Origin of the sequence: Ideonella margarita (assembly GCF_038066635.1) — a bacterium.
Classification (GTDB): Bacteria; Pseudomonadota; Gammaproteobacteria; order Burkholderiales; family Burkholderiaceae_C; genus Ideonella; species Ideonella margarita.
Map to the genome: position 1 here is coordinate 123,300 of NZ_JBBUTI010000011.1, position 26,142 is coordinate 149,441.

The window sequence follows — 26,142 nt, forward strand, 5'->3', positions numbered from 1 at the left end:
TTCTCCATGGCCGAGCCCATCCTGGTCGCCAAGCACGGTGACATCGAGTGCCACCTGCTGCCCGCACTGGCCAACCGCCACGGCCTGATCACCGGCGCCACGGGCACCGGCAAGACCATCACGCTGCAGACCCTGGCCGAGAGTTTTTCGAAGATCGGCGTGCCGGTGTTCATGGCCGACGTCAAGGGCGACCTGACCGGCATCACCCAGACCGGCAGCATCAGCCCCAAGCTGGCCGGCATCCTGGCTGAGCGCGGCCTGGAAGCCCCCACCGCCATCGCCTGCCCCGCCACCTTGTGGGACGTCTTCGGCGAAACCGGCCACCCGGTGCGCGCCACCGTGTCTGACATGGGCCCGCTGCTGCTGGCCCGCATGCTGGCCCTGAACGAAACCCAGGCCGGCGTGCTGAGCCTGGTGTTCAAGGTGGCCGACGACAACGGCCTGGCCCTGCTCGACCTGAAAGATCTGCGCGCGATGCTGCAGTTCGTCGGCGAAAACGCCAGCCAGTTCACCACCGAATACGGCAATGTGGGCGCTGCCAGCGTCGGCGCCATCCAGCGTGGCCTGCTGCAGATTGAAGAGCAAGGCGGCGACAAGTTCTTCGGCGAGCCGATGCTGAACATCGCCGACTTCATGCAGACCGTCGACGGCCAGGGTGTGGTGAACGTGCTGTCGGCCGACAAGCTGATGAACGCGCCGCGGCTCTACGCCACCTTCCTGCTGTGGATGCTGTCGGAGCTGTTCGAGACCCTGCCCGAGGTGGGCGACCTGGAAAAGCCGAAGCTGGTGTTCTTCTTCGACGAGGCCCACCTGCTGTTCAAGGACGCGCCCGCCGCGCTGGTCGAGCGCATCGAGCTGGTCGTGCGCCTGGTGCGCTCGAAGGGCGTCGGCGTCTATTTCGTCACCCAGAACCCGCTGGACGTGCCCGACAGCGTGCTGGGCCAGCTGGGCAACCGGGTGCAGCATGCCCTGCGCGCCTTCACCCCGCGTGACCAGAAAGCCGTCAAGTCGGCCGCTGAAACCATGCGCGCCAAGCCGGGCCTGGACATCGGTACCGCCATCACCGAACTCGGCGTCGGTGAGGCCCTGGTCAGCTTTCTCGATGAAAAGGGCCGCCCCAGCATCACCGAGCGCGTGTTCGTGGTGCCACCGGGCAGCCAGATCGGGCCGATCAGCCCGGCCCAGCGCCAGCAGCTGCAACAAACCTCGCTGGTGGCGGGCGTGTACGAAAAGGCCGTCGACCGTGAATCGGCCTATGAAAAGCTCAAGGGCCGTGCAGCCACGGGCGGCGACGCTGCCGGCGGCCTGGCTGCCGAAGCCACCCGTGCCACGCAAGGCGGTGCCGCTGACGCCGCACAAGGCGCGGCAGAAGAAGCCGGCGGCGGCCTGATGGGCGGCTTGAACGACCTGCTGTTCGGCACCACCGGCCCGCGCGGCGCCAAGCACGACGGCCTGGCCCAGATGATGGCCAAGTCTGCGGTACGCACCGTGGGCACCGCCGTGGGTCGGGAGATCATCCGCGGCGTGCTGGGCAGCATTCTGGGCGGCAGCGCCACCAAGCGGCGTCGTTGATTCGCGCCGGCTGGCTGCAGCTGGCGCTGCCCATGGGCACGCCGTCGCAACCCACTGGGCCGCTGGAGGCGCGGCGGCGACCATGGCGGCACTGACTCAACGGAGCCACCGACATGCAAGCCGCCTCTCTCGCCGCCCTGCCCCCGGCCATCATCATTCACCTGACCTTCGCCACCGGCGGCCTGCTGCTGGGGCCAATGGCGTTGTGGGCCCGCAAGGGCTCACGCCTGCACCGCGCGGCAGGTTATGTGTGGCTCACCATGATGTTCAGTGCGGCCACCAGCAGCCTGTTCATCCGTGACTTCCGGCTGCCCAATGTGTGGGGCTACACGCCCATCCACCTGCTGAGCCTGCTCACCTTCGCGGGCATTGCCGGCGGCATCTGGCACATCGTCAACGGACGGGTGTCTGCGCATCGCAAAACCATGCAGCAGCTGTACTTCGGGGCGTGCGTTGGGGCGGGGGTCTTCACCTTGCTGCCCGGCCGCTTTCTGGGCCACCTGCTGTGGCACCATCTGCTGGGCCTGACGTGAACACCGCTGTGCAAGACACCCCCCACCACACCCCCAAACGCAACAACGCCATGACCACCGCGCAGCCCGTCCGGCCGCGTCGCTTCGTGGCGTCGCTGCTGGGCACCCAGGTGCTGTGCCTGGTGATTGCCGGCATGTTCTGGCTGTCAGGCCACAACTTCCAGATCTCGCTGGTTTACTCGCTGCTGATCGGCAACTTCACCCATGTCTTCGTGCATGTGGGCCGCTTCGGGGTGGCGCACCTGCTGATGCAGCGTTGGCCGGGCCGCTGGCCTGAACTGCAGCAAGGCTGGCCGGGCTGGGGCTTCATGCTGCCGGTGCTGGTGGTGAGCGTGACGGCAGCGTACCTGCTGGGCCTGCTGCTGGCCGGCTGGTTGACGGGGGTGAACAGCCCCATGCCCTGGCAACGGCAAGGTGGGCCGTGGCTGGTGATCTTTGCCATCTCGATGGCGCCAGCCGTGGGCGGCACGCTGTTTTTTTATACCCGCAGTCGCCTGGCTGCTGCCGAGGCGCAGGCCGAGCAGGCCGCGCGGCTGGTCGCACAAACCCAGTTGAAGCTGCTGGAAAGCCAGCTGGAACCGCACATGCTGTTCAACACGCTGGCCAACCTGCGCGCGCTGATCGGGGTTGACCCCGAACGCGCGCAGGCCATGCTTGACCGGCTGATCGACTACCTGCGCGCCACCCTGCGCGCCAGCCGGGCCGAATGGCACCCCTTGTCTGCCGAGTTCGAGCGACTGCAGGATTACCTCGCCCTGATGAAGGTGCGCATGGGTGATCGGCTTCAGGTGAGCCTGAACCTGCCTGATGAGCTGGCGAGTTGGCCCGTGCCGCCGCTGCTGCTGCAGCCGCTGGTTGAAAACGCCATCAAGCACGGCCTGGAAACCCGCCGCGGGGTGGGCGAGCTGAACATCAGCGCCGAGCTCGACGGCAACAAGTTGAAATTGCGCGTGGCTGACAACGGCGCGGGCTTTGATGCCGATGCCGCCAGCCGCACCACCGGGGGCTTCGGCCTGACCCAGGTGCGTGAACGTCTGGCCACGATGTACGGCCCGGCGGCGCAGCTGGACATCGGCCCCGCGCCTGCCGGCGGCACCATCGCCGAAGTCACCTTGCCGCCCCGGACGGCTGCTCAGCACTGAACCGTCCCCGATCACTCGACGCCCCATCCAGCATGACTGCCCTGCCCACCGCCCTGATCGCCGAAGACGAACACCTGCTGGCGCAGGCACTGAAGGCCGAACTGGCGCGCTGCTGGCCGGAGTTGCAGGTGAGGCACCACGCCCAGGACGGCGACGAAGCGGTGGAGATGGCCCTGGACGCTTTGCCCGACGTGCTGTTCCTCGACATCCGCATGCCGGGCCGCACCGGGCTGGAGGCCGCGCAGGCCGTGGTGGAAGACTGGCCAGAGGGACGCACGCTGCCACTCATCGTGTTCGTGACAGCCTACGACCAGTACGCGCTGCAGGCGTTTGAATCCTGTGCCGTGGATTACCTGCTCAAACCCGTGCAGCCTGCCCGCCTGGCGGCCACCTGCAAGCGGCTGCAGGGCCTGCTGGGTGCGCGGCAAGCGCCGGGGGCAGATGCGGCAACGCTGCGCAGCGCGGCGGGCTCATCTGGGCAGACCACCGAGCCCGCGCAAGACATGCTGTCGCAATTGCGGCAGCTGCTGGCCGCCAGCGCTGGCAGCGGCGAGTTGCTCAGCCCTGCCCGGGCAGCGCCCCTGACGCTGCTTCAATGCGCCGGCACCAGCGGCAACGTGGTGCACATGGTGCCGGTCGAGGAGGTGGTGTTCCTGGAGGCCGCCGACAAGTACGTGCGGGTGATCACCGCCACGCAAGAGCACCTGATTCGCACCTCACTGCGCGAGTTGCTGCCGCAGCTCGATGCCAACCAGTTCTGGCAGGTGCACCGCGGCACCATCGTGCAAGCCCGGGCGATCGAGCGCGCGGTTCGTGACGAGCAGGGCAAGGTGCAGTTGCACCTGCGGCAACGGCCTGAAGTGCTGGCCGTCAGTCGCCTTTACGCGCCCCGCTTCAAGGGCATGTGATCAGCGGCGCCAGCCGCGGTCAGCCCAGCCGTCGCCGTCGCGGTCGTATCCGCGGTGGTGATGATGGTGGTGCCCCCAGGGGCGAACCACCACCGGCGCCGGGTAAATCACCCGCGGCGGCACATAAACCACTGGCGAGGCATGGTAGACCGGGCGCGGCGCATACACCGGCGCCGGCACGTAAACAGGGGCCGGATAAGCCTGGTACACCGGCGCCGGTGCATAAACCGGCGCTGGCGTGTAGATCGGCGCCCGACCGCCCGAGATGACAGTGCCCACCTGGGCGCCCCCACCGATCGGGGCATTGATGCCGACCGACCAGCTCACGCCGCCGGCGTGGGCCGGGGCGGCCAGCACAGCGGCCAACAAGGTGGATGCAGCAAGAGCAAGCGCACGACGGGTCATGGAGTCACCTCGAAACTGTCTTCAGTGCCCACACAACGCGGCAGCCCACCCCTGTGGTTGACCGGGTCGGGAGCGAATTGCAAGCAGTGGTGACAGGCCTGGCGACGTCAGGGCCGCGCGAATTCCTCGAGCTCCGCCGCCCGATCAGCCGTCATCGTGACAAACGTCTGGCTGGCCATGCTCGCGCCAAAGCTGCCGGACATCGTGCTGCTCACGTATCGAGTGTTGTCGGCTCGGAATTTCAGCCACGAACGCTGCGCCTCGAGCAGCGCCTTCTTGCCCCCGGCGTCGAGATCTGCCATGAGCGCCTTGTAGGCCTCGTTCAGGCGCACGTCCTGCCGACGGCCCTCTTTCTCCAGGCAGTCCAGCGTGGCCGCTGACTGCGAGTTGGCCTTCGTGGTGCAGGCTGCGTAGGCTGGCGACAGGTTCCGGTCCCAGGACTGGGCCGACGCGGTCGACATCGCCAACGCACCCATCAGCGCCAGCACGGCAGCGATGCGAGGGGTAACAGTCAGAACAGCCATGGCATGCAGACTCATCAAGGTCAGACGGCCATCTCGGCCGGGGCTTGATTGTCTCAGCCCCGATCAACACATCTGCACCACGTCTTCGCGCCACGTCTGCGCACCAAGCCGCCACACCTCGTCGCTACAATGAACCATTGCCTGCTGCGCCCTGCCGCAGGCCCCGTTTTCCCCCGGTGCCGGCAGGCTTGAGGCCGCTGGCGCCTCACACGCGAATCTGCGCTTTCCATGAGCGAAAACAAAGCTGGCAACGCTGCTGCCGAACCCGTCAAGCCGAGCAACTTCCTGCGCGGCATCATCGAGCGTGACCTGGAGGCCGGCACCTACGCCCAGCGCCCCTTCGGCGGCACCCCGGGCGACGCGGCACACCACCAGGCCGGCGCTGCTGACCCTGCCCGCATTCGCCTGCGCTTCCCGCCGGAGCCCAACGGCTACCTGCATGTCGGCCATGCGAAGAGCATCTGCCTGAATTTTGGCCTGGCCCGCGATTACGGCGGCGTGTGCCACCTGCGCTTCGACGACACCAACCCGGAGAAGGAAGAGCAGGAGTACGTGGACGCCATCGAAGAGATGGTGCGCTGGCTGGGTTGGGACTGGGACGCCTTCGGCACCAGCCACAAGTACTACGCCAGCAACTACTTCGACTTCATGTACCGCGCCGCCGAGACGCTGATCGAGCGCGGCCTGGCCTACGTCGACGAGCAGACGCCGGACGAGATGCGCGCCAACCGCGGCGACTTCACCACGCCCGGCACCAACAGCCCGTTCCGCAGCCGCACGCCGGCTGAAAACCTGGCGCGCTTCCGCGAGATGCGCGACGGCCAGCACCCCGACGGTGCGATGGTGCTGCGCGCCAAGATCGACATGGCCGCGCCGAACATCAACCTGCGTGATCCGGCCCTCTACCGCATCCGCCGCGCCACCCACCACAACACGGGCGACACCTGGTGCATCTACCCGATGTACACCTACGCGCACCCGATCGAGGACGCGCTCGAGCGCATCACCCACTCGATCTGCACGCTGGAATTTGAAGACCAGCGCCCGTTCTACGACTGGCTGCTGAATCAGCTCGCCGATGCCGGCCTGCTGCAGCACCCGCTGCCCAAGCAGTACGAGTTCGGCCGCCTGAACCTGAGCTACGTCATCACCAGCAAGCGCAAGCTCAAGCAACTGGTCGATGAAAAGCACGTCAGCGGCTGGGACGACCCCCGCATGCCCACGCTGGCCGGCATGCGCCGCCGCGGCTACACGCCGGCGGCCATCCGCAAGGTGGCTGATGATTCCGGCGCGAGCAAGAGCAACATCTGGCTCGATTACTCGGTGCTCGACATCGCCCTGCGCGGTGACCTCGAAGAGAAGGTCGCCCGGGCGATGGCCGTGATCAACCCGGTCAAGCTCAAGCTCACCAACTGGGCCGAGGTGTTTGGTGGCGACGACGTGCGTGAGCCCTGCAGCGCACCCGCTCACCCGCATCTGCCTGAACTGGGCCAGCGCAGTTTCAGCCTCGGGCCGGAGCTGTGGATCGAGCGCGAAGACTTCGCCGAAGTGCCGGCCAAGGGCTTCTTCCGCCTGTTCCCGGGCAACAAGGTGCGCCTGAAGTACGGCGTGGTGATCGAGTGCACCGGCTGCGAGAAAGACGCGGACGGCCAGATCACCGCCGTGACGGCCACCGTCATCCCCGACACCAAGAGCGGCACGCCGGGCGCGGACAGCATCAAGGTCAAGGGCGTGATCACCTGGGTGGGCGTGCACGACGGCGTGGCCGCCGAGTTGCGCCTGTTCGACCGCCTGTTCACCGAAGCCCAGCCCGACGCTGGTGGCCGCGACTTCCTGACCGTGCTGAACCCCGCCAGCAAGCTGGTGCAGACCGGCTACCTGGAGCCGTCGCTGGCCAACGTGCCGGCCGATACCCGCTTCCAGTTCGAGCGCCATGGCTACTTCGTGACCGACCGCCTCGACCACCAGGCCGGCAGCCCGGTGATCAACCGCATCACCGGCCTGAAAGACGGCTGGGCAAAGTAAGCGCGGCGGCCACAGTGCCACCGCAAAACTGATCAGGGCTGGCGCTTCGCCGGCCCTGTTCATTTGTTGCAGTGCACAATAGACGCCTCACAGCCAGCTTCGTGGAGCGGATGGTCATGCGTCATGTGGTCTTCAATCAGAAGGGCGGGGTCGGCAAATCGACCATCACCTGCAACCTCGCGGCCATCAGCGCCGCCCAGGGCCTGCGCACCCTCGTGGTCGACCTGGACCCGCAAGGCAACGCCAGCCGATACCTGCTGGGCGCTGCGGTGGAGCAGGTTGAAACCGGCGCCGCGCCGTTTTTCGAGCAGCAGCTGAAGTTCAGCATGCGCTCACCGGCCACGAGTGAATTCATCGTTCAGACGCCGTTCGAGAACCTCGACCTGATGGCGTCCGACCCGTCGCTGGAAGACATGCACGCGAAGCTCGAATCGCGCTACAAGATCTTCAAGCTGCGCGACGCGCTGGCCGAGCTGGACGGCGAGTACGACCAGATCTGGATCGACACGCCGCCGGCGCTGAATTTCTACACCCGCTCGGCGCTGATTGCCGCCACCGGTTGCCTGATTCCGTTTGACTGCGACGAGTTCTCGCGCCGCGCGCTGTATGCGCTGATGGAAAGCGTCGAAGAGATTCGCGCCGACCACAACGCCGAGCTGCGCATCGAAGGCATCGTGGTGAACCAGTTCCAGCCGCGCGCCAACCTGCCCCAGCGCACGGTGCAGGAGCTGATCGACGAAGGCCTGCCGGTGCTGCAGCCCTACCTGGGCGCCAGCGTGAAGATCCGCGAGTCGCACGAGAAGGCGCTGCCGATGGTGCACATGGAACCGAAGCACAAGCTCACGCTGGAGTTCATCGACCTGCATGAGCAGCTGGTGCACGGGGGCAAGTCGGCCGTGAAGGCCGTCAAGGCCGAAAAAGCCCCGAAGGCGCCCAAAGCTGCAGCCAAGAAGGCCCCGAAGAAGGCCTGAGATGGCAGCGGGCCAGCGCCCGCCCCGCCGTTTGAACGCCACGTCACGCCGCAGACACGCCCAAGTCACGGCAGCGTCACTGGCCATGTTCAGCATGGCGGCTCATGCACCCTGCCATGACGCCCGCCCCGCTGCCGCCCCAGCCCAAAGCTGCCAAGCAACGCTTCCGGACCATCTGGATCTCTGACCTGCACCTGGGCACGCCCGGCTGTCAGGCGGAAGCGCTGCTCGACTTCCTGCGGCGCACGGAATGCGAAACGCTGTACCTGGTCGGCGACATCATCGACGGCTGGCAGCTGAAGCGCAGCTGGTACTGGCCGCAGGCCCACAACGACGTCGTGCAGAAGCTGCTGCGCAAGGTGCGCAAGGGTTGCCGCGTGATCTTCGTGCCGGGCAACCACGACGAATTTGCACGCCACTACATCGGCCATCACTTCGGCGGCGTGGAAGTGGCGGCCGAGTGGATCCACACCACGGCGGACGGCCGGCGGCTGTGGATCACCCACGGCGACCTGTTTGACGGCGTCATCCAGTGCGCCAAGTGGCTGGCCCACCTGGGTGACCACGCCTACGAATTCACCTTGAAGCTGAACCGGCACCTGAACCGGCTGCGCGGCCGGCTGGGCCTGCCGTACTGGAGCTTGTCGAAGTACCTGAAGCTCAAGGTCAAGCGCGCGGTCAGCTATGTGAGCGACTTTGAAGCCGCCGTGGCCCGCGAAGCGCGTCGGCGCGGCCTGCAGGGCGTCGTCTGCGGCCACATCCACCACGCCGAATTGCGCGAGATTGACGGCATCTTGTATGCCAATGACGGCGACTGGGTCGAAAGCCTGACCGCCTTGGTGGAACACGCCGACGGCCGCCTGGAAATCCTCGACTGGACGGGCGTGCCGCATTGGCAGGACAGCGAAGCCAGCCAGGAAGATGCTGGCGTCGACATCGGCGAGGAAGTCGCCGTGTTCGCGCGCAAATCGGCATGAACTGCGGGGCGCCTCCCACGTTCGATGGCGGCGGCCCGCGCACAATCGAGACACTGCCATCGCACTGTCACAAACCCAGCAACGGCGTCACAGAAGCGTCACACGCGATTCATAAACTATGCCGATGACCGATCTAGAGACCATGGGCGCTGCCCCGCTGAGCCTGCTCAGCCGAGAGCAGGCGATCCTCGAATTCAACCGCCGCGTGATGGCCCAGGCCATGCGTGCGGACGTGCCCCTGCTGGAGCGGCTGCGTTATGTGACCATCGTCTCGTCGAACATCGACGAGTTCTTCGAGGTGCGCTTCGCCGATGCACTGGAAGCCGCCCGCCTCGAAGACAACGAACAGACCCGTGATGAGCTGCGCGACGTGGGCGCCCGTGCCCACGCGCTGATCGACGAGCAGTACGCGCTGTTCAACGAGAAGGTCATGCCCGCGCTGGAAGAAGCCGGCCTGCGCATCATCAACCACGCCGACCGCAACGCCGCCCAGCGCCGTTGGGTGACCCAGTTCTTCGACCGCCAGGTGCGCCCGCTGCTGATGCCGGTGCTGCTGGACCCGTCGCACCCGTTTCCACAGGTGGCGAACAAGTCACTGAACTTCATCGCCCGCCTCGGTGGCCGTGACGCCTTCGGCCGCGACAGCTCCATCGCCATCGTCAAGGTGCCGCGTGTGCTGCCGCGCGTCATCCGCCTGCCGGCCAGCGTGTGCGCGCCGGGTGAGCAAGGCTTCGTGATGCTGTCGAGCGTGATCCGCGCGCACCTGGAAGACCTTTTCCCGGGCCGCAGCGTGGAAGCGTTCTCGCAGTTCCGCGTGACCCGCGATTCGGACATCGACCTCGACGAGGATGACGTCACCAACCTGCGCCAGGCCCTGCGCAGCGGCCTGACCCAGCGCCACTTCGGGCTGGCCATTCGCCTGGAGGTGGTGAATACCTGCCCGGAAGAGCTCTGGCGCTTCCTGCTGCTGCAGTTCAAGCTGCCCGAAGCCGCGCTGTACCGCGTGGACGGCCCGGTGAATCTGGTGCGTCTGGCGCAGCTGATCGACCAGGCCGACGACCTGCCCGGCACCCTGCTGCGCTTCCCGTCTTTCGAGCCGCAGTGGCCTGAAAGCAGCCTGCCGCGTGGCGAATCGATCTTTGACGTGGTGCGCGAGCGCGACGTGCTGCTGCACCATCCGTTCGAGAGCTTCGACGCCGTCGTCGCCTTCCTGCGCGAAGCGGTGAACGACCCCGACGTGCTGGCCATCCGGCAGACCATCTACCGCACCGGCGCGCAGTCGGTGCTGATGGACCTGCTGATCGAAGCCGCCCGCCGCGGCAAGGAAGTGACCGCCGTGGTGGAGCTGAAGGCCCGCTTCGACGAAGAAGCCAACATCAACTGGGCCGAGCGCCTGGAAGCCGTGGGCGCGCAGGTGGTCTACGGCATCGTGGGCCTGAAGACCCACGCCAAGATGCTGCTGGTGACCCGCCGTGAAAAGGGCGCGCGTGGCAGCGTGACGCTGCGCCGTTACCTGCACCTCTCAACCGGCAACTACAACCCGCGCACCTCGCGCCTGTACACCGACGTGGGCACGCTGACCTGCGATGCGGGCATCACCTCGGACGCCGAGGGCGTGTTCCAGCAGATCGCCGGCCTGACCCGCGTGCAACCGCCGCGCCACCTGCTGACCGCCCCCTTCGTGCTGCACACGAAGATGATGGCCCATGTGGCCCAGGTGATGCAGGCCGCCAAGGCCGGCAAGCCAGCCCGCATCGTGGCCAAGTTCAACGCCCTGACCGACCCCGCACTCATCCAGGCGCTGGTGGATGCCGGCCAGGCGGGCGCCAAGATCGACCTGATCGTGCGCGGCGCCTGCATGCTGCCGCCGGGCGTGCCCGGCGTGACCGACAACATCCAGGTCCGTTCGGTGATCGGCCGCTTCCTGGAACACACCCGCGTGCTGTACTTCCGCTGGGGCGATCGCGACACGCAGGAAGCGCTGTACCTGTCGAGTGCCGACTGGATGAGCCGCAACATGTTCCGCCGCATCGAGCTGGCCTGGCCGGTGCGCGACGCGGCCCTGCGCCAGCGCGTGATCGACGAATGCCTGGTGCCCTACCTGCACGACAGCCGCGACGCCTGGCGCCAGCTGCCGGACGGCCGCTACGAGCGCATCGGCACCGACGGCCCGAGCGCGCAGCAGGCCCTGATGAAACGATACGGCGGGCGGGCCCACTGAGCATGGACCTGATCCTGTGGCGCCATGCCGAAGCCGAGGAACTGGCTGAAGGCATCGACGACCCCGCGCGCGGCCTCACGCCCAAGGGTGAGCGGCAGGCGCGGCGCGTCGCCGAATGGCTGAACCGCTTCATGCCGGCCAGCACGCGCATCCTCGTCAGCCCGGCCCTGCGCAGCCAGCAGACGGCGCAGGCCCTGGAGCGCCGCTTCAAGACCGTGGCCGCCCTGGACACCGACGGCAGCGTGGAAGGCCTGCTGGCCGCCGCCCGCTGGCCCGATGCGCGTGAACCGGTGCTGGTCGTGGGCCACCAGCCGACGCTGGGCCTGACGGCCGCCTACCTGATGACCGGCGCGCGGCTGCACAGCCACGACGCCAGCGCCCTGACGCCCTGGTCGATCAAGAAGGGCAGCGTCTGGTGGTTGCGTCACCGCCCGCGCGAAGAGCGCGGCGAAGTGGTGCTGGTGGCGGTCAGGTCAGCTGAGCTGATGTGACCGGCGCCACCGGCCACGCGTCATCCACGCGTGGCGGCCGTCCGCGCCTTCTTCGGCGGCAATGACCGTGTGATCGCCTCCCGGCTGGCCGCCAGAATCTCATCGGCGAGCGGGGAATCGTCGGGGCATGCTCGTGAGAGCACCAGCGCCCCGACCGCATGCGCGAGCGCATCGAGGATGCCGGCCCTCGCCTCCGCGCTGATGGCACCAGCGCCCTCGCCCTGCTGACCCAGGGCAGCCACCAGGCCTTCAATGCCATTGGCAAACGTGGCCCGAACAGCCTCCGGCTGGCGCGCAGCGTCACCACCCAGCGCAGCCATCGTGCAGCCCGTGGCGCGGCCGTCCCGGTGTTCCCGCGACACGTAGTGACGCACGAACGTTGCGGCATCGATGCCTGCGGACAGTGACAAGGTCTGGCCGAGACCACAGGCTGCGGCCTCGGCCATCAGGTCAGCCTTCGAGCCGAACTGCTTGTAGAAGCCGCCATGGGTGAAGCCCGCGGCCGCCATCAGATCGGCCACGCCGACGCCGTCGAAACCACGTTCCCGAAACAGCTGAGACGCCGTCTCGACGACGCGCGTCCGGTTGGCTTCTGCCTGTGCCTTGGTGACTTTCATGTCGGTCTGATGTGCATCTTGGGTCTGAGAAGTGCCGACTATACATTCATGACGATCATCATCAAAGTGTTGACATTTAAGATTACGTTCGTCATCATTGAAGCCTTCGAGGGTGCTTCGTCATCGAGACACCCCCCATCGATCCGACTGCGAGCCCCCATGAAAGCACTCACCTTCCAGCGCTACGGAAAGTCACCCGACATCGGTTTCTCCGACCTGCCACGCCCGACGCCGAAGCCGGACGAGCTGCTGGTCCAGGTGCATGCCGCGAGCGTGAATCCGATCGACAACATGATTCCGACCGGGCTCTTCAAGGCCGTCGTGAAGTTCCAGCTGCCGGCCACGCTGGGCAGCGATCTGGCCGGCGTCGTGGTGGCCGTGGGCAACCGGGTGACGCGCTTCAAGCCGGGCGATGCGGTGTTCGCGAACATCTTCGATCTGGGCACCGGATCACTCGCCGAATTTGCCGTCGTGCCCGAGCAGGCTGCTGCGCTGAAACCCGCCAACCTCGACTTCGTTCAGGCCGCCTCCATCCCGATGGTCGGGCTGACCTCCTGGCAGGCGCTGAACGAGCGCATCGGCCTGCGCGCCGGCCAGAAGGTTTTCATTCCGGCAGGCTCCGGCGGCATTGGCACCTTCGCCATACAGCTGGCCAAGTGGCTGGGCGCCAAGGTGGGCACGACCACCAGCACCGGCAATGTGGCGCTGGTGCGCAGCCTGGGCGCAGACGAGGTGGTCGACTACAGACAGCAGGCCTTCGAGACGGTGCTGCGCGACTATGACGCGGCACTGGGCACCGTCAGGGGCGAGACGCTGGAGCAGTCCATCGGCATCCTGAAGCCGAGGGGCAAGCTGGTGTCGCTGGTCGGCCCGCTCGACGTGGCCTTCGCACGGGCCCGCCGGGCCAACGTCATCCTGAAAGCCGTCTTCGCGCTGATGAGCCGCAGCATCAAGCACAAGGCGAAGCAGCGGAGCGTCGACTACTCGTTCCTGTTTGCCCGTGCCGACGGCGATCAACTGGCCCAGATCGGCCAGCTGCTGGAAACGCAGCGCATCCGACCCGTCATCGACCAGGTATTTCCGTTCGAGCAGGCCAAGGAAGCCCTGGACTACCTCGCCCAGGGCCGCGCCAAGGGCAAGGTCGTCGTGCAGATGCTGCCGACGCCGTGATCAACCCGTCTTTCCCCTCACACCCTCTGGAGAACACCATGAAAATCGACAATGCCGTTGTACTGGTCACGGGCGCGAACCGTGGCATCGGGCTCGCCTTCACGCAAGCCTTGCTGGCCCGTGGCGCCCGCAAGGTCTACGCCGCCGCCCGCGACCCCGCCACCATCACCCAGCCCGGCGTTCAAGCCCTGAAGCTGGACGTCAACAAGCCGGAAGACGTGGCCGCGGCCGCCGAGCTTGCATCAGACGTCACCCTGGTGATCAACAACGCCGGCATCGCCCAGCCCGGCGGCTTTCTCGCGGCCGACGGTGAAGCCGTTGCGCGTCGAATCTTCGAGACCAACTTCTTCGGCATGCTGCGGGTCAGCCAGGCCTTTGCGCCCATCCTCCAGCGCCATGGCGGCGGCGCATTTCTGAACGTCCTGTCGGTGGCGTCGTGGCTCAATGGCGGCGAGCTGGCGGCCTACTCGGCCAGCAAGTCGGCCGCCTGGTCGCTTACCAATGCGTTGCGCGCTGAACTGGCGCCGCAGAAGACACAGGTGCTGGGCCTGCACATGGCGTATGTCGACACCGACCTGACGCGGGGCTTTGATGTGCCCAAGTCCAGCCCTGAAGCCATCGTCGAGCGCGCGCTCGACGGGCTGGAGTCGGGCCTTGACGAGGTGCTGGCCGATGCACTCACCGAGCAGATCAAGCTCGGCCTGAGCGCAGCGCGCGCCAGCTACCTGCCGCAGCAGGCGTGAGCCCGACCCCGAGAGCAACGCATGAAACACCCTCTCGCGCTGGCCGCCCTGGCACTGGCCTTGACCTCGGGGGTTGCTGCCGCGCAATCCCCTGCCGTGGCCGCTGCGGCTGCGACATCTGCAACCTCTGAAACACCACAAAGCCGCTGGTCAAACGTAGCCACACAAACCCTGGCCGCAGGGGGCGTGAACTTCGCGTACCGGGAACTGGGCCGGCACCACGGCGGCACGCCCGTGATCCTTCTCAACCACCTGGCCGCCGTGCTGGACGACTGGGACCCTCGCGTCGTCGACGGCCTCGCCGCCACGCGACACGTCATCGTCTTCGACAACCGCGGTGTCGGCGCGTCCACCGGCAGCCCCGCCAATGCCATGGAGCAGATGGCTGACGATGCCATCCTCTTCATCGATGCCACGGGCTTCCGGCAGGTCGACCTCTTCGGCTTTTCGATGGGCGGCATGATTGCGCAGGAGGTGGCGCTCAAGCGGCCGCAGCTGGTGCGCCGGATGATCCTGGCCGGCACCGGCCCCGCTGGTGGCGAAGGCATCAGCACCGTGGCGGGCGTGGCGAACTACGACATGCTCCGGGGTTTGCTCACCGGCCAGGACCCGAAGCAATACCTGTTCTTCACCCGCACCGCCCGCGGCATCGAGGCGGGCAAGGCATTCCTGGCGCGATTGAAGGAGCGCTCGCAAGACCGCGACCAGGAGATCGCCGTGGCCGCCTATGTGGCGCAACTCCAGGCGCTCAACGCATGGGGCCGCAAGGCGCCGGCTGACCTCTCGACCATCACCCAGCCGGTGCTGATCGTCAATGGCGATGACGACCGGATGGTGCCCACGTCGAACTCGGTCGACCTGGCGCGCCGGCTGCCGAACAGCACCTTGCTCATCTATCCGGATGCCGGCCATGGCGGCGTTTTCCAGCACCACGCGGACTTCCTGCCCAAGGCCATCGCCTTCCTGTCGCGCTAGCGCGTGAACCTGGGGCCGGCTGGCTTGCTGGCCAGCCTCAACCGGGCACGGTAATCGGGCGTTGGCTCGACGCCACCATCGGCGCCCACCAGCCCAGCACACTCGCCAGCGCGCCTTTGAGCGTGCCGTCGTTCACCACCGTGTGGTCGGGCTGGATGCCATCGGGCCAGGGCAGCTGGCTGCGCGCCAGGCGTGCGGCCACCGCTGCCGCATCTTCACGGCCCCGGCCCGCAAGGCGTGCCGCCAGCACATGGGGTGAGGCCGTGATGGCCAGCACCTTCATGTCGGGCGCCACATGCCGCAGCGCGGGCAAGGCCTGTCGGGAGCCATTCAGCAGCAGCCATTGCCCGGGTTGCTTCAGCACTTCAAACTGCGCACGGCGCACACCGTAATGCAGGCCGTGCGCCTGCCAATGCACGGCCATGTCACCGGCCAGCAGGGCAGCCGTGAACGCGGCCTCGCTCAGGGGCTCGTGTGGCTCACTTCCGGCGGCAGTGCTTGCCGGCCGGGTGACGCTGCGGCGCGCGACGTGCAAGGTGGGCGTGTCTGCCCGCACGTGCGCCAGCCAAGCTTGCAGCAGGCTATCTTTGCCGGCACCTGACGGGCCGACGACCACCACCAGCCGCTCATTGCCCGGCAGCACCGCTGGATGGAGCGGCGTCATGCCGGCACCTCGGTGCCCAACAGAGGAAAGCGTTGCAGCAGCCAGAACGGCGCACCGGTGTCGTCCTGGCGGAAGACACAGATGTCACGGGCGCTCTGCGGCGTGGCCAGCAGCGCATCGAACGTGGTGCGCGCCGTGGCCATCAGCGCCTGCGCCGGTGCGCTGTCGCGGGCGGGCATCGGGTCACTCAGGGTCATGTGGAAGCGCCAGTGGCTCATCACATGCGGATAGCCCCAGCGGCGCAGCAGGTCAGTCTGCTCGGCCGTCAAGCCGGCCTGCAGGCGACGGGCGATCTCGTCATCCGACGGCGGCAAACGCCAGTCGTCCAGATCAGCCACGCAGGCATCGGCCAGGCGCCACAGCGGGTGCGCGTGGCGGATCGGCACTTCCGGCCGGATGGTCAGGCAAGCCCCCAGCCAAGCCACCACCAAGCGCGGCAGGTCGAAGGCCGGGATGCCGGCGGCCAATGCGGCCACGCTGTCGAGCAGCGCCGCCTCGGTGCAGCCCGGGCGCAGGCGCATCGGCGGCTTCAGGGTGGCGTGGAAGCCGTACAGCGCGGGAGAGGCGGTCAGGCCAGCGGCTGGGGATGCGGGCTGTTCTTCAGCGCTCCGCACCATCCCTGCCACGGCGGCGTCGCGCCCCAGCCAACGGCTGCCAGCCAGCCACAGCGGATCGTCTTGTGCGGGTGCCCAGTAAACCGCGTAGCGGGCATTCGCCAATGTGGTCATCGAAAGTTCCTCAAGCGGCGTCCCAGTCGTCAGGGCCCACGGTGAGTTGCACGGCATCTGCGGCGAACAGGGTGCTGGCGGCCTGCACCGGCACGCCCTGCAAATCACAGTTGGTGTAGTTGACCACCAGCAGCGGCTGGGTCAAGGGGCGCGCCAGGGCATCGGCCTCGGCCTGGGTGGGCAGGCGGGCGGCAATCACGCTGCGGGCGCGGGTGTAGTCAGGCACACCCAACGCAGCGAGCGCGGCCGTCACCGTGCCGTGCTGCGCGAAGGCCTCGGCCAGGCCGGCAAAACGCGGCAGCGGAAACGCTGATTCCGTGACGCCCACCACACGGCCACGCACACGGGCCCGGGTGCGCAGCAGCAGCACGCGGCTGCGGGGTGACACGCGCAGCGGCGCGGCCCACTCACCTGCCAATGCCTCTTCGGCGCCCAGCAGTTCACGGCTGGCGCTTTCGCCGGCCTCGGCCAGGTTCTGGGTCAGGCGCGTGCGGCGGCGCAGGGCGTAGTCCAGCACCAGCTCGCGCACATAGGTGCCGCTGCCGTGGCGCACCTGCACGAAGCCTTCGCGCACCAGGCTCTGCATGGCCTGGCGCAAGGTGTGGCGGTGCACGCCGAAGCGCTGGGCCAGTTCAGTCTCGTTGGGCAGACGCGCGCCCGGGGCCAGCAAGCCCTCGACGATGTCATTGCGCAGCTCGCTCGCAATCGCCTCCCAGCGCCGCGGGGCGGGCGCCTGAGTCAGGGCCTGGGCCGCGCTGTCTTCCGTGATTGGATTCATCGTATTCAAGAAACTGTCACCGTGCATCGTGATACTGGGCGCATCTTAAGGTCGTCTAGATGACATCACCATGAACGACAACACCACTGCGCCCCTCGACGGCCTGCCCGACAGCCCGCCAGTCGACCCGGCCGTGCGGGCCCGCCAGCACTGGCTGAGCGTGCTGGCCCATGCCCCAGCCGCCACTTTGACCGACCTTGCCGACAAGCTGATGACAGGCACGCCCGTCGACACGCTGCGCGCCCCTGAAACCGGCCTGGTGATGGTGCGTGCGCGCATGGCCAACCAGGGTGACCGCTTCAACCTCGGCGAAGCCACGATGACCCGCTGCGTGCTGCGCCACACCGGTGGCAGCGGCACGGTGAGCGTGGGCGTGGGCTATGTGCTGGGCCGCGATGCCGGCCGCGCCCGCCTCGTGGCGCTGGCTGATGCGCTGCTGCAGCAGCCCGAATGGCACCAGCGCCTGCACGACCAGCTCATCACGCCACTGGCACATGCCACCGCGGCCCGCCGCGCCCGCCAGCAACAAGACACTGCCCGCAGCCGGGTGCAGTTCTTCACCTTGCAGCCCGAGGCCGCCGCATGAGCCCGCAACACCCCTCTCCCCTCACCACCCTGGGCGCCGGCTTTGCCGAACCGGTGCACGGCACGCAACAGGTGTTCCGCACGCTGCTGGATGCCACCTCGCGCCCCGGGAAGGTGTGGGCCTTGCCCGACCACCTGGGCCTGCAGGCACCCACCAGCCGCGTAGACAGCCAACCCTGGCAGCCCGCGACTGCCGCTGCGCTGCTGACCCTGCTCGACGCCGAATGCCGTGTGCACCTGGTGGGCGAGCTGGCCAGTGCGGACGCCGCCAGCTGGCTGCGCTTTCACACCGGCGCGCACCTGGCCTTGGCGGGGCAGGCCCAGTTTTGCGCCGTGCGGGCCATAGAAGCCACGCCTGAGTTGCTGGCCAGCCTGTCTGCCGGCAGCGAGGAAGCGCCGCAAGACAGCGCCACGCTGGTGATCGAGGTGGCGGCGATGGACAGCACCCACGCCCTGGAAGACGCTGCCTTGCTGCACCTGAGCGGCCCGGGCATCCAGCGCCGGCAAGGCCTGGCCGTGCGCGGCTTGTCGCCGGCCTTCTGGCACGCCCGCCAGCAACAGCAGGCGCTGTACCCGCAAGGGGTCGATCTGCTGCTGTGCTGCGGCCAACGCGTGGCGGCCTTGCCCCGCTCCACCCTGCTTGACCTGGAGTTCTGAGCCCATGTACATCGCCGTCAAGGGTGGCGAAGCCGCCATCGAAGCCTCGCGCCAGCTGCTGGCCCGGAAGCGCCGCGGGCCCGAGGACCAGCCCGCCTTGCAGGTAGCCCAGGTGCAGTCGCAGCTCAGCCTGCTGGTGAGCCGCGTGATGGCCGAGGCCAGCCTGTTCGACCCCGAGCTGGCCGCGCTGGCCGTGACGCAGGCCCTCGGTGATCCCATCGAAGCCGCCTTCCTGCTGCGCGCCTACCGCACCACGCTGCCGCGCCTGGCTTTCAGCGAACCGCTGGACACCGACACGCTGCGCGCCGCGCGTCGCGTCTCGGCCATCTTCAAGGATTTGCCCGGCGGCCAGGTGCTGGGCCCGACGCCTGATTACACCCAGCGCCTGCTTGATTTTTCGCTGCTGCGCGGTGAGGCGCCCACGGCATCGAAGGCGGCAACATTCACCCAACCCGACACGCCCGCCGACGGCACCGTGCCCAACGCGCTGCACAGCCTGGCTGCTGAAGGGTTGATCGAGCCCGCCCTGCCGCAGGCGGGTGACCCGGTGCCGGTGGACATCACCCGTGACCCGCCGCGCTACCCGCTGCCCCGCAGCGGCCGCCTGCAGATGCTGGCCCGCGCCGACGAAGGCTGGGTGCTGGGCATGGGCTACGCCACCCAGCGCGGCTATGCGCACTCGCACCCGTTCGCCGGCGACATCCGCTTTGGTGCCGCCACGGTCAGCGTGGTGCCTGACGAGCTGGACTTCCCGATCGACATCGGCGAGATCGAGGTGACCGAATGCCAGATGCTCAACCAGTTCGTGGGCAGTGCCACGCAGCCGCCGCAATTCACCCGCGGCTACGGCCTGGTCTTCGGCCACGGTGAACGCAAGGCCATGGCCATGTCGCTGGTGGACCGTGTGCTGCGCTGCGACGAGTTCGACGAACGCGCCGGCTCACCCACGCAAGACCAGGAGTTCGTGCTGCCGCAGGGCGACAGCGTCGAGGCCTCGGGCTTCGTGCAGCACCTGAAGCTGCCGCACTACGTGACCTTTGAATCCGAGCTGCAGATGATCCGGCAGCTGCGCGCCGATGCGCAAGCCCTGGCCCAAGCCCAAGCTCAAGTGCCAACGAAGGACCAGCCATGAGCGTTGCAACCGATAAAGCCACTGCGAAGCAGCCCGCCGAAGGCTACAACTTCGCTTACCTCGATGAGCGCACCAAGCGCATGATCCGGCGCTCGCTGCTCAAGGCCGTGGCCCTGCCCGGCCACCAGGTGCCCTTCGGCTCGCGCGAGATGCCGCTGGCCTACGGCTGGGGCACGGGCGGCATCCAGGTGACGGCCGCGGTGATCGGTGCGAGCGACGTGCTCAAGGTCATCGACCAAGGCTCGGACGACACCACGAACGCCGTCAACATCCGGCAATTCTTCGCCAGCACCACCGGTGTGGCCACCACCACCCACACCCGCGCAGCCACCTTGATCCAGACGCGCCACCGCATCCCGGAAGCGCCGCTGACCGAGGGCCAGGTGATGGTGTTCCAGGTGCCGCAGCCCGAGCCGCTCTACAAGCTGGAGCCGCGCCGCACCGAAACCACCGCGCTGCACGCCGCCGAGGAATACGGCCTGATGAACGTGAAGCTCTACGAGGACATCGCGCACTGGGGCCGGGTGGAGACCTCGTACGACTACCCGGTGCGGGTGAACGGCCGCTACGTGATGTCGCCCTCGCCCATCCCGGCGTTCGACAACCCGAAGCTGCACCAGTCCCCCGCCCTGCACCTGTTCGGCGCCGGCCGCGAAAAGCGCCTCTATGCCGTGCCGCCCTACACCGATGTGCAGAGCCTGGATTTCGACGACCACCCCTTCCGCATCACCCACCACGGCCATGCCTGCGCGCTGTGCGGCTGCACCACCAGCTTCCTCGACGAGGTGGTGACAGCCGAAGGCGGCACGCTGTGGGCCTGCTCGGACAGCGACTGGTGCAGTGAGCAAGCCCAGGCCAACCTGACGGCGGCGCCATGACGGACACCGCCATTCCCACCACCGTGCTGACCTTCCGCGACGCCGTGGCTGCCGACCTGCCCGTGCTGACTGCCCTGTACGAAACCTCGGGCATCGACACCCCCGGCTTCAACCAGCCCAGTACCGTGGCCGCCGCCTGGACGCGCCTGATGCAGCAGCCCGGTGTGCGCGTGCGCGTGGCAGAAGCCGACGGGCAGGCCCTGGGCACGTTGACGCTGTTCGTGCTGCCGCTGCTGGCCCACAACGGCCAAGCCGCCGCGCTGGTGGAAGACGTGGCCGTTCACCCCAGCGCCCAGGGCAGCGGCGTTGGCCGCGCCTTGATGGACGACGCCATGGCGCTGGCCAGCGCAGCCGGTTGCTACAAGCTGGCGCTGTCGTCCAACCAGCGGCGCACCGCCGCCCATGCCTTTTATGAGCACCTGGGCTTTGAGCGCCACGGCGTCAGCTTTGTCGTGCCCCTGCAGGAGACCTCTGATGCCGCTTGATCACTCGCACCTCACGCCCCTGCTGGAGGTGAACGCGCTCTCGCACCGCTTCGCCCAGGCCCGCCCGGATCAATGGGCGGTGCAAGACGCCGCGCTGCGCCTGTACCCCGGTGAAGTGGTCGCCATCGTGGGCGAATCGGGCTCGGGCAAGAGTACCTTGCTGAACTGCCTGGCCGGCCGCATCACACCCACGCAGGGCGAGGTGCTCTACCGCGCGGCCAACGGCGAACAGCTCGATGTGCACCACATGCCCCAGCGCCAGCGCCGGGTGCTGGCACGCACCGAATGGGGCTTCGTCGAGCAGCACGCCGCCGACGGCCTGCGCATGGGCGTGAGCGCCGGCGCCAACATCGGTGAGCGGCTGATGGGCCAGGGCCTGCGGCACTACGGTGACGTGCGCCAGAACGCGCTTGACTGGATGCAGCGGGTGGAGCTTGACACCGGCCGCATCGACGATTCACCACGCGGATTTTCCGGCGGCATGCGGCAGCGTCTGCAGATCGCCCGCAACCTCGTCACCCGGCCCCGCCTGGTGCTGATGGATGAGCCCACCTCGGGCCTCGATGTATCGGTGCAGGCCAGGTTGCTCGACCTGATCCGCCTGCTGGTGGCGCGCATGCATGTGAGCGTGCTGATCGTCACCCACGACCTGGGCGTGGCGCGGCTGCTGGCCCACCGCACGCTGGTGATGCGCCACGGCCGTATCGTTGAGCACGGCCTGACCGACCGGGTGCTGGACGACCCGCAACACGCCTACACCCAACTGCTGGTCGCCTCGGTGGTGACGCCATGACCATGACCACGAACTTGACGAACCAAGCCCATCCCGCACTGGTGCTGGACGTGCAGGACGTGCACAAGCACTTCACCCTGCACCTGCGCGACGGCCGCACGCTGCCGGTGCTGCAGCGCGTCTCGCTGCAGGTGCATGCCGGCGAATGCGTGGCCCTGGTGGGTGCGTCCGGCCAGGGCAAATCCACCCTGATGAAGTGCCTGTACGGCAGCTACGGCGTGGGGGGTGGACGGATGCTGGTGCACACACCAGACGGCACCCTCGACATGGCCACGGCCACGCCGCACCAGGTGCTGGGCCTGCGCCGCCGCGACATGGCTTATGTGAGCCAGTTCCTGCGCGCCGTGCCCCGGGTGCCGGCGATTGACGTGGTGGCCGAGCGCCTGCTGCAGGCCGACCCCAGGCTGAGCGACGTGGGCGCCACCGCCAGCGACGCCGACTGGGCCGAGGCTGCCCAAGCCGCCCGCGCCCGCGCCGCCGTGCTGTTCGCGCGCCTGAACCTGCCCGCGGCCCTGTGGGAGTTGCCACCCGCCACGTTCTCGGGCGGTGAGCAGCAACGGGTGAACATCGCCCGCGGCTTCATCCAGCCGGCCCGGCTGCTGTTGCTGGACGAGCCGACCGCGTCATTGGACGCACGCAACCGCCGCGTGGTGATCGAGTTGATCGAGGAAGCCAAGGCGGCGGGTACGGCGGTCGTCGGCATCTTCCATGATGAGGAAGTGCGTGACGCGGTGGCCAGCCGCTGCATTCCCATGCCCACCATCGGTCATGATTCGCAGTGCACCGCGGCGCCTGCTACGCTGCAGGCCGCCCTCCAACCAGAGACACTGACCCCATGAGCCACACCGATCAGGTTTTCAGGAATGCCCGACTGGTGTTGGGCAAGGACGTGCTGCGCGGTCATCTGCGCATGAAGAACGGCGTGATCGACGACATCGCCAGCGGTGACACCACCGTGGCCGGCGCCATCGATTGCGACGGCGACTGGCTGCTGCCGGGCCTGGTGGAAGTGCACACCGACAACCTGGAGCGGCACGTCACGCCGCGGCCGAAGGTAAACTTTCCGATGCAGGGCGCCCTGCAGGCGCACGACGCTGAAATTGCCGCGGCCGGCATCACCACCGTGCTGGACGCCATCGGCGTGGGCGACCCCTACGGCGAAGGTTTCCGCTCACGCGATCAAAGCCTGCTGCTGAGCCTGCTGGATGAGCTGGATGCGGCCGGCGTGCTGCGTGCCGATCACCACATCCATGTGCGCTGCGAACTGCCTGCCCCCAATGCGCGCGAGCTGTTCGAGCCCTTTGCCCACCACCGGCGCCTGCGGCTGATCTCATTGATGGACCACACGCCGGGACAGCGGCAGTGGAGCGACATCCAGCATGCCCGCGTGTACTACACCGGCAAGAAGGGCTGGAGCGACGCCAAGTTCGACGAGGAAGTGCGCATCGCGCCTGAGCGCCAGGCCCTGTACGCCGAGCCCAACCGGGCCTGGTTCGCAGACTTTGCCCGCACGCACAACGTGGCCCTGGCCACTCACGACGACACCACGCTGGCGCATGTGGACGAGGCGGTGGCGCTGGGTGCGGGCATGAGCGAGTTTCCGACCACGCTGGCGGCCGCGCGCCGCGCCAAGGATGCGGGTTTGTGCACCGTGGCGGGTGCGCCGAACGTGGTGCGGGGCGGTTCGCACTCGGGCAATGTCTCGGCGATCGAGCTGGCCCGCGAGGGCGTGCTGGATGCGCTGTCGTCTGACTATGTGCCGAGCAGCCTGCTGCAGGCCGCGTGGCGCCTGCAGGCCGATGCAGGTTTCAGCCTGCCCGAGGCCGTGGCGGTGGTGAGCCGCCGCCCTGCCCTGGCCAGCGGCCTGAATGACCGCGGCGAGCTGGCCGTGGGCCTGCGCGCGGATGTGCTGCGGGTGCGACAGGTAGGCACGCTGCCGGTGGTGCGCGAGGTGTATGCCCGGGGGCGGCGAGTGGCTTGAGGCGCTGCCAGGCCTTGGCGGTTGAAGGGTCTCAATCGCCCAGATCAAGCGCTGCGCTGAGCGCCACCTGCGCCAGCGCGGCCGGCACCACGTAGTCGGCCACCACCCAGGCACGCTGGGTGTTGGCAGCCGCCACCAGCAGCTCACACAGCACCCGGCTGGAGCGCCCGTCCAGCGCGGCGAAGGGTGTGTCGAGCAGCGTCACATGCGCACCACTGGCCGCAGACACCACCAAGCCCATCTTGCGACGGCTGCCTGCCGACAGCATGTAGAACGGCTTGTGCAGGTGCTCGGCCAGCGCAAACGCTTCCACCAGTTGTGCCGCAGTGTCAGCCTGCCAGGCCGGGAAGGCCCGGCTGCGCTCGGCCATCCAATCGGCCGCCACGAGCGCGTCCAAGGTCGGGTCGGTCGGCGTTTCAAGGCTCGTGGTGGTGGCCGGCCCGAAGGCAGGCCGCGCCACTTGCCAGACCAGCTGTCCCACCTCGGGCCCATTCACCCGAGCGGTGCCGGCCATCAGCGCCAGCAGCGTCGATTTGCCCCGGCCTTCACCCCCGGTGATCCACGTCAGTCCGGGCTGCAGCGCCAGTTGCAAGGGCAGCAATGTGCTGCCGTTGGGCAACGGGCCGCCGGCACCGGTGAGGTGCAGCAGCGGCGGGCTGTTCTGTGCGGTGGCGTTGGCGGCGACTGGGTCAACGGGCTCTGAGCTCATGGCGGCATTTTGCCGCCATGCCCGATGCAGCTTCAGCCGAAGTTGAAGGCACCAATGTCGGTGCGCGGGCCGGCATGCACCTCTTGCCGCAGTTGCTGCAGCATGGCCAGGTAGTAGTCGAGCGGCGGAGTGCGCTTGCCGGCTTCCTTGGCCAGGTCGTCCCAGCGGCGCAGCGCCAGCGCGTGGCGCGAGAACGGCATGGCATCAAACACCGCGCGCTCGGCCAGGCTCATCGGCCCGCCCTGCAGGCTCAGCGAATGCACCGAGGCCGGGCTGAGCGTGGCGAGATACCCGGGCGTGGCCGACACCAGATAACGCTTGGCTTCCACATGCAGTCGCACGGGCTCAGCCACCGCGGGGCCGAACGCCCGCATCAGGAAGGGCAAGGCGCGCAGTTCGTGGGCGTCGTCCATGTCATCGGGCACATGGTCGTCGGCCTCCAGAAAGTGGCCGATGTCGTGCAGCAAGGCTGCAGCCACCAGCGTAGGTTCCGCATCGGCCCATTCGGCCAGCTGGGCGCATTGCAGCGCGTGCTCCAGGGCCGTGACGGGCTCCTGGCGGGCGCCGTCGTAATGCTTCTGGCCATGCAGCTCGAACAGTTGTTCGATGCGGGCAATCACGTCGTCCATGAAGGTCTCCTCCGGTCGGGTTCAGACCATGGCCTTGCGCAGCCGCGCAGAGACCACGTCAATCAGCGTGACAGTGACGATCAACATCAACAGCACCGCACAGGTCTGCGGGTACTGGAAGCCGCGGATCACTTCCCACAGCACCATGCCGATGCCGCCCGCGCCCACCATGCCCACCACCGAGGCCGAACGGATGTTCGACTCGAAGCGGTACAACGCGTAGGAGATCCACAGCGGCAGCACCTGCGGAATGACGCCGTAGAGCACTTCGGCCAGCGGGTGGGCGCCGGTGGCGCGGATGCCTTCCACCGGCTGGGGGTCGATGGCTTCCACGGCCTCCGAAAACAGCTTGGCCAGCACGCCCGTGGTGTGCACCCACAGCGCCAGCACACCGGCAAACGGCCCCAAGCCCACCGCCACGACGAAGATGAGAGCGAACACCATCTCGTTGATCGAGCGGCAGGCATCAAGCAGGCGGCGCACCGGCTGGTGCACCCACCACGGCGTGATGTTGCCTGCGGCCAGCAGCGACAGCGGCACCGAGCCCACGATGGCCAGCGCCGTGCCCCACAGGGCGATCTGCAGCGTCACCACCATCTCTTCGAGGTACTGGCGCCAGTCGGTGAAATCGGGCGGGAAAAAGCCGCGGGCGAACTCGGCCATGTTGGCGCTGTCGCGCCACAGGTCTTGCGGCCGCATGTCGGCGCCTCGCCAGCTGCCGGCCAGCACCGCCAGCACCACGGCCCAGGCCAGCAGGCTGGCCAGTGACGCGCGGGGCGCCGGCGGCACGGCAGACATCGGGCTGGTGGGTGCGTGCATCGAAGTGACAGTCATCTGGCGAAGGCGTCG

29 protein-coding genes are annotated in these 26,142 nt (G+C 68.0%); 20 read left to right on the top strand and 9 right to left on the bottom strand.

Annotation, left to right across the window (positions count from 1 at the left end; all coding sequences use genetic code 11):
* Window positions 1–6 precede the first annotated feature (6 nt).
* From AACH00_RS15875 to AACH00_RS15890, 4 genes are all read left to right on the top strand, one after another.
* Window positions 7–1,572 (top strand): helicase HerA-like domain-containing protein, encoded by a 1,566-nt coding sequence (locus AACH00_RS15875; protein ID WP_341400142.1) that lies wholly within the window; start codon window positions 7–9, stop codon window positions 1,570–1,572.
* A 113-nt stretch (window positions 1,573–1,685) separates the two neighbouring features.
* The gene (locus AACH00_RS15880) at window positions 1,686–2,105 is read left to right on the top strand and encodes a DUF2306 domain-containing protein (RefSeq protein ID WP_341400143.1); all 420 of its coding nucleotides are present in this window, start codon (window positions 1,686–1,688) and stop codon (window positions 2,103–2,105) included.
* Window positions 2,102–3,247 (top strand): sensor histidine kinase, encoded by a 1,146-nt coding sequence (locus tag AACH00_RS15885; RefSeq protein WP_341400144.1) that lies wholly within the window; start codon window positions 2,102–2,104, stop codon window positions 3,245–3,247. The genes AACH00_RS15880 and AACH00_RS15885 overlap by 4 nt, the downstream gene beginning before the upstream one ends.
* A 32-nt stretch (window positions 3,248–3,279) precedes the next feature.
* Window positions 3,280–4,155, top strand: coding sequence for a LytR/AlgR family response regulator transcription factor (locus AACH00_RS15890; protein ID WP_341400145.1), 876 nt, complete (start codon window positions 3,280–3,282; stop codon window positions 4,153–4,155).
* Here AACH00_RS15890 and AACH00_RS15895 read toward each other — a convergent pair whose 3' ends face one another.
* On the bottom strand, window positions 4,156–4,560 hold the full coding sequence (locus AACH00_RS15895; protein WP_341400146.1) for a hypothetical protein: 405 nt from the start codon (window positions 4,558–4,560) through the stop codon (window positions 4,156–4,158).
* Window positions 4,561–4,667: 107 nt separating this feature from the next.
* Entirely contained in the window at window positions 4,668–5,084 is a 417-nt protein-coding gene (locus tag AACH00_RS15900; RefSeq protein WP_341400147.1) for a lysozyme inhibitor LprI family protein, read from the bottom strand.
* Between the two features lie 228 nt (window positions 5,085–5,312).
* Here AACH00_RS15900 and AACH00_RS15905 point away from each other — a divergent pair, with 228 nt between their 5' ends.
* From AACH00_RS15905 to AACH00_RS15925, 5 genes are all read left to right on the top strand, one after another.
* Complete coding sequence (locus AACH00_RS15905; protein WP_341400148.1) at window positions 5,313–7,109, top strand: glutamine--tRNA ligase/YqeY domain fusion protein; 1,797 nt, start codon at window positions 5,313–5,315, stop codon at window positions 7,107–7,109.
* A gap of 116 nt (window positions 7,110–7,225) precedes the next feature.
* The gene (locus AACH00_RS15910) at window positions 7,226–8,080 is read left to right on the top strand and encodes a ParA family protein (protein ID WP_341400149.1); all 855 of its coding nucleotides are present in this window, start codon (window positions 7,226–7,228) and stop codon (window positions 8,078–8,080) included.
* Window positions 8,081–8,184: 104 nt separating this feature from the next.
* Window positions 8,185–9,057 (top strand): UDP-2,3-diacylglucosamine diphosphatase, encoded by an 873-nt coding sequence (locus AACH00_RS15915; RefSeq protein ID WP_423221950.1) that lies wholly within the window; start codon window positions 8,185–8,187, stop codon window positions 9,055–9,057.
* A gap of 118 nt (window positions 9,058–9,175) precedes the next feature.
* Window positions 9,176–11,278: a polyphosphate kinase 1 gene (ppk1, locus tag AACH00_RS15920; RefSeq protein ID WP_341400150.1), complete on the top strand. Its 2,103-nt coding sequence runs from the start codon at window positions 9,176–9,178 to the stop codon at window positions 11,276–11,278.
* 2 nt (window positions 11,279–11,280) lie between these two features.
* Window positions 11,281–11,769 carry a SixA phosphatase family protein gene (locus tag AACH00_RS15925; protein WP_341400151.1) on the top strand — a complete coding sequence of 163 codons (489 nt, stop codon included), beginning with the start codon at window positions 11,281–11,283 and terminating at the stop codon, window positions 11,767–11,769.
* Window positions 11,770–11,789: 20 nt separating this feature from the next.
* Here AACH00_RS15925 and AACH00_RS15930 read toward each other — a convergent pair whose 3' ends face one another.
* A complete protein-coding gene (locus AACH00_RS15930) occupies window positions 11,790–12,386 on the bottom strand; it encodes a TetR/AcrR family transcriptional regulator (protein WP_341400152.1) in 597 nt (198 codons plus the stop codon).
* Between the two features lie 159 nt (window positions 12,387–12,545).
* Here AACH00_RS15930 and AACH00_RS15935 point away from each other — a divergent pair, with 159 nt between their 5' ends.
* Genes AACH00_RS15935 through AACH00_RS15945 form a run of 3 tightly spaced genes read left to right on the top strand, consistent with a single transcriptional unit; the run spans window position 12,546 to window position 15,274 of the window.
* Window positions 12,546–13,556 (top strand): NADP-dependent oxidoreductase, encoded by a 1,011-nt coding sequence (locus AACH00_RS15935; RefSeq protein ID WP_341400153.1) that lies wholly within the window; start codon window positions 12,546–12,548, stop codon window positions 13,554–13,556.
* A 38-nt stretch (window positions 13,557–13,594) separates the two neighbouring features.
* The gene (locus tag AACH00_RS15940; protein WP_341400154.1) at window positions 13,595–14,299 is read left to right on the top strand and encodes an SDR family oxidoreductase; all 705 of its coding nucleotides are present in this window, start codon (window positions 13,595–13,597) and stop codon (window positions 14,297–14,299) included.
* 21 nt (window positions 14,300–14,320) lie between these two features.
* Window positions 14,321–15,274 (top strand): alpha/beta fold hydrolase, encoded by a 954-nt coding sequence (locus AACH00_RS15945; protein WP_341400155.1) that lies wholly within the window; start codon window positions 14,321–14,323, stop codon window positions 15,272–15,274.
* A 37-nt stretch (window positions 15,275–15,311) separates the two neighbouring features.
* Here AACH00_RS15945 and AACH00_RS15950 read toward each other — a convergent pair whose 3' ends face one another.
* Genes AACH00_RS15950 through phnF form a run of 3 tightly spaced genes read right to left on the bottom strand, consistent with a single transcriptional unit; the run spans window position 15,312 to window position 17,444 of the window.
* Window positions 15,312–15,938, bottom strand: coding sequence for a phosphonate metabolism protein/1,5-bisphosphokinase (PRPP-forming) PhnN (locus tag AACH00_RS15950; RefSeq protein WP_341400156.1), 627 nt, complete (start codon window positions 15,936–15,938; stop codon window positions 15,312–15,314).
* The gene (locus tag AACH00_RS15955) at window positions 15,935–16,666 is read right to left on the bottom strand and encodes a DUF1045 domain-containing protein (RefSeq protein WP_341400157.1); all 732 of its coding nucleotides are present in this window, start codon (window positions 16,664–16,666) and stop codon (window positions 15,935–15,937) included. Before AACH00_RS15955 ends, AACH00_RS15950 begins: the two co-directional genes overlap by 4 nt.
* Before the next feature lie 10 nt (window positions 16,667–16,676).
* Window positions 16,677–17,444, bottom strand: a complete 768-nt coding sequence (gene phnF, locus AACH00_RS15960) for a phosphonate metabolism transcriptional regulator PhnF (RefSeq protein ID WP_341400158.1) — start codon at window positions 17,442–17,444, stop codon at window positions 16,677–16,679.
* 70 nt (window positions 17,445–17,514) lie between these two features.
* Between phnF and phnG the strand changes: the two genes are divergently transcribed.
* The 8 genes from phnG to AACH00_RS16000 are packed head-to-tail and all read left to right on the top strand — an operon-like array spanning window position 17,515 to window position 23,955.
* Window positions 17,515–18,030, top strand: coding sequence for a phosphonate C-P lyase system protein PhnG (gene phnG / locus AACH00_RS15965; RefSeq protein WP_341400159.1), 516 nt, complete (start codon window positions 17,515–17,517; stop codon window positions 18,028–18,030).
* Window positions 18,027–18,686 (top strand): phosphonate C-P lyase system protein PhnH, encoded by a 660-nt coding sequence (gene phnH, locus AACH00_RS15970; protein ID WP_341400160.1) that lies wholly within the window; start codon window positions 18,027–18,029, stop codon window positions 18,684–18,686. The genes phnG and phnH overlap by 4 nt, the downstream gene beginning before the upstream one ends.
* A gap of 4 nt (window positions 18,687–18,690) precedes the next feature.
* Window positions 18,691–19,818, top strand: coding sequence for a carbon-phosphorus lyase complex subunit (locus AACH00_RS15975; protein ID WP_341400161.1), 1,128 nt, complete (start codon window positions 18,691–18,693; stop codon window positions 19,816–19,818).
* On the top strand, window positions 19,815–20,696 hold the full coding sequence (locus tag AACH00_RS15980; protein WP_341400162.1) for an alpha-D-ribose 1-methylphosphonate 5-phosphate C-P-lyase PhnJ: 882 nt from the start codon (window positions 19,815–19,817) through the stop codon (window positions 20,694–20,696). The genes AACH00_RS15975 and AACH00_RS15980 overlap by 4 nt, the downstream gene beginning before the upstream one ends.
* The gene (locus AACH00_RS15985; RefSeq protein ID WP_341400163.1) at window positions 20,693–21,181 is read left to right on the top strand and encodes a GNAT family N-acetyltransferase; all 489 of its coding nucleotides are present in this window, start codon (window positions 20,693–20,695) and stop codon (window positions 21,179–21,181) included. Before AACH00_RS15980 ends, AACH00_RS15985 begins: the two co-directional genes overlap by 4 nt.
* Window positions 21,171–21,974: a phosphonate C-P lyase system protein PhnK gene (gene phnK, locus AACH00_RS15990; protein WP_423221951.1), complete on the top strand. Its 804-nt coding sequence runs from the start codon at window positions 21,171–21,173 to the stop codon at window positions 21,972–21,974. Before AACH00_RS15985 ends, phnK begins: the two co-directional genes overlap by 11 nt.
* Window positions 21,971–22,813, top strand: a complete 843-nt coding sequence (gene phnL / locus AACH00_RS15995; RefSeq protein WP_341400164.1) for a phosphonate C-P lyase system protein PhnL — start codon at window positions 21,971–21,973, stop codon at window positions 22,811–22,813. The genes phnK and phnL overlap by 4 nt, the downstream gene beginning before the upstream one ends.
* Window positions 22,810–23,955 carry an alpha-D-ribose 1-methylphosphonate 5-triphosphate diphosphatase gene (locus tag AACH00_RS16000; RefSeq protein ID WP_341400165.1) on the top strand — a complete coding sequence of 382 codons (1,146 nt, stop codon included), beginning with the start codon at window positions 22,810–22,812 and terminating at the stop codon, window positions 23,953–23,955. The genes phnL and AACH00_RS16000 overlap by 4 nt, the downstream gene beginning before the upstream one ends.
* 31 nt (window positions 23,956–23,986) lie before the next feature.
* Here the strand turns inward: AACH00_RS16000 and AACH00_RS16005 are convergent, their stop codons facing one another.
* The 3 genes from AACH00_RS16005 to phnE are packed head-to-tail and all read right to left on the bottom strand — an operon-like array spanning window position 23,987 to window position 26,127.
* The gene (locus AACH00_RS16005) at window positions 23,987–24,664 is read right to left on the bottom strand and encodes an ABC transporter ATP-binding protein (protein ID WP_341400166.1); all 678 of its coding nucleotides are present in this window, start codon (window positions 24,662–24,664) and stop codon (window positions 23,987–23,989) included.
* A gap of 32 nt (window positions 24,665–24,696) precedes the next feature.
* Entirely contained in the window at window positions 24,697–25,293 is a 597-nt protein-coding gene (locus AACH00_RS16010) for an HD domain-containing protein (RefSeq protein WP_341400167.1), read from the bottom strand.
* Window positions 25,294–25,314: 21 nt separating this feature from the next.
* Window positions 25,315–26,127, bottom strand: a complete 813-nt coding sequence (gene phnE / locus AACH00_RS16015) for a phosphonate ABC transporter, permease protein PhnE (protein WP_341400168.1) — start codon at window positions 26,125–26,127, stop codon at window positions 25,315–25,317.
* Between the last annotated feature and the right edge of the window lie 15 nt (window positions 26,128–26,142).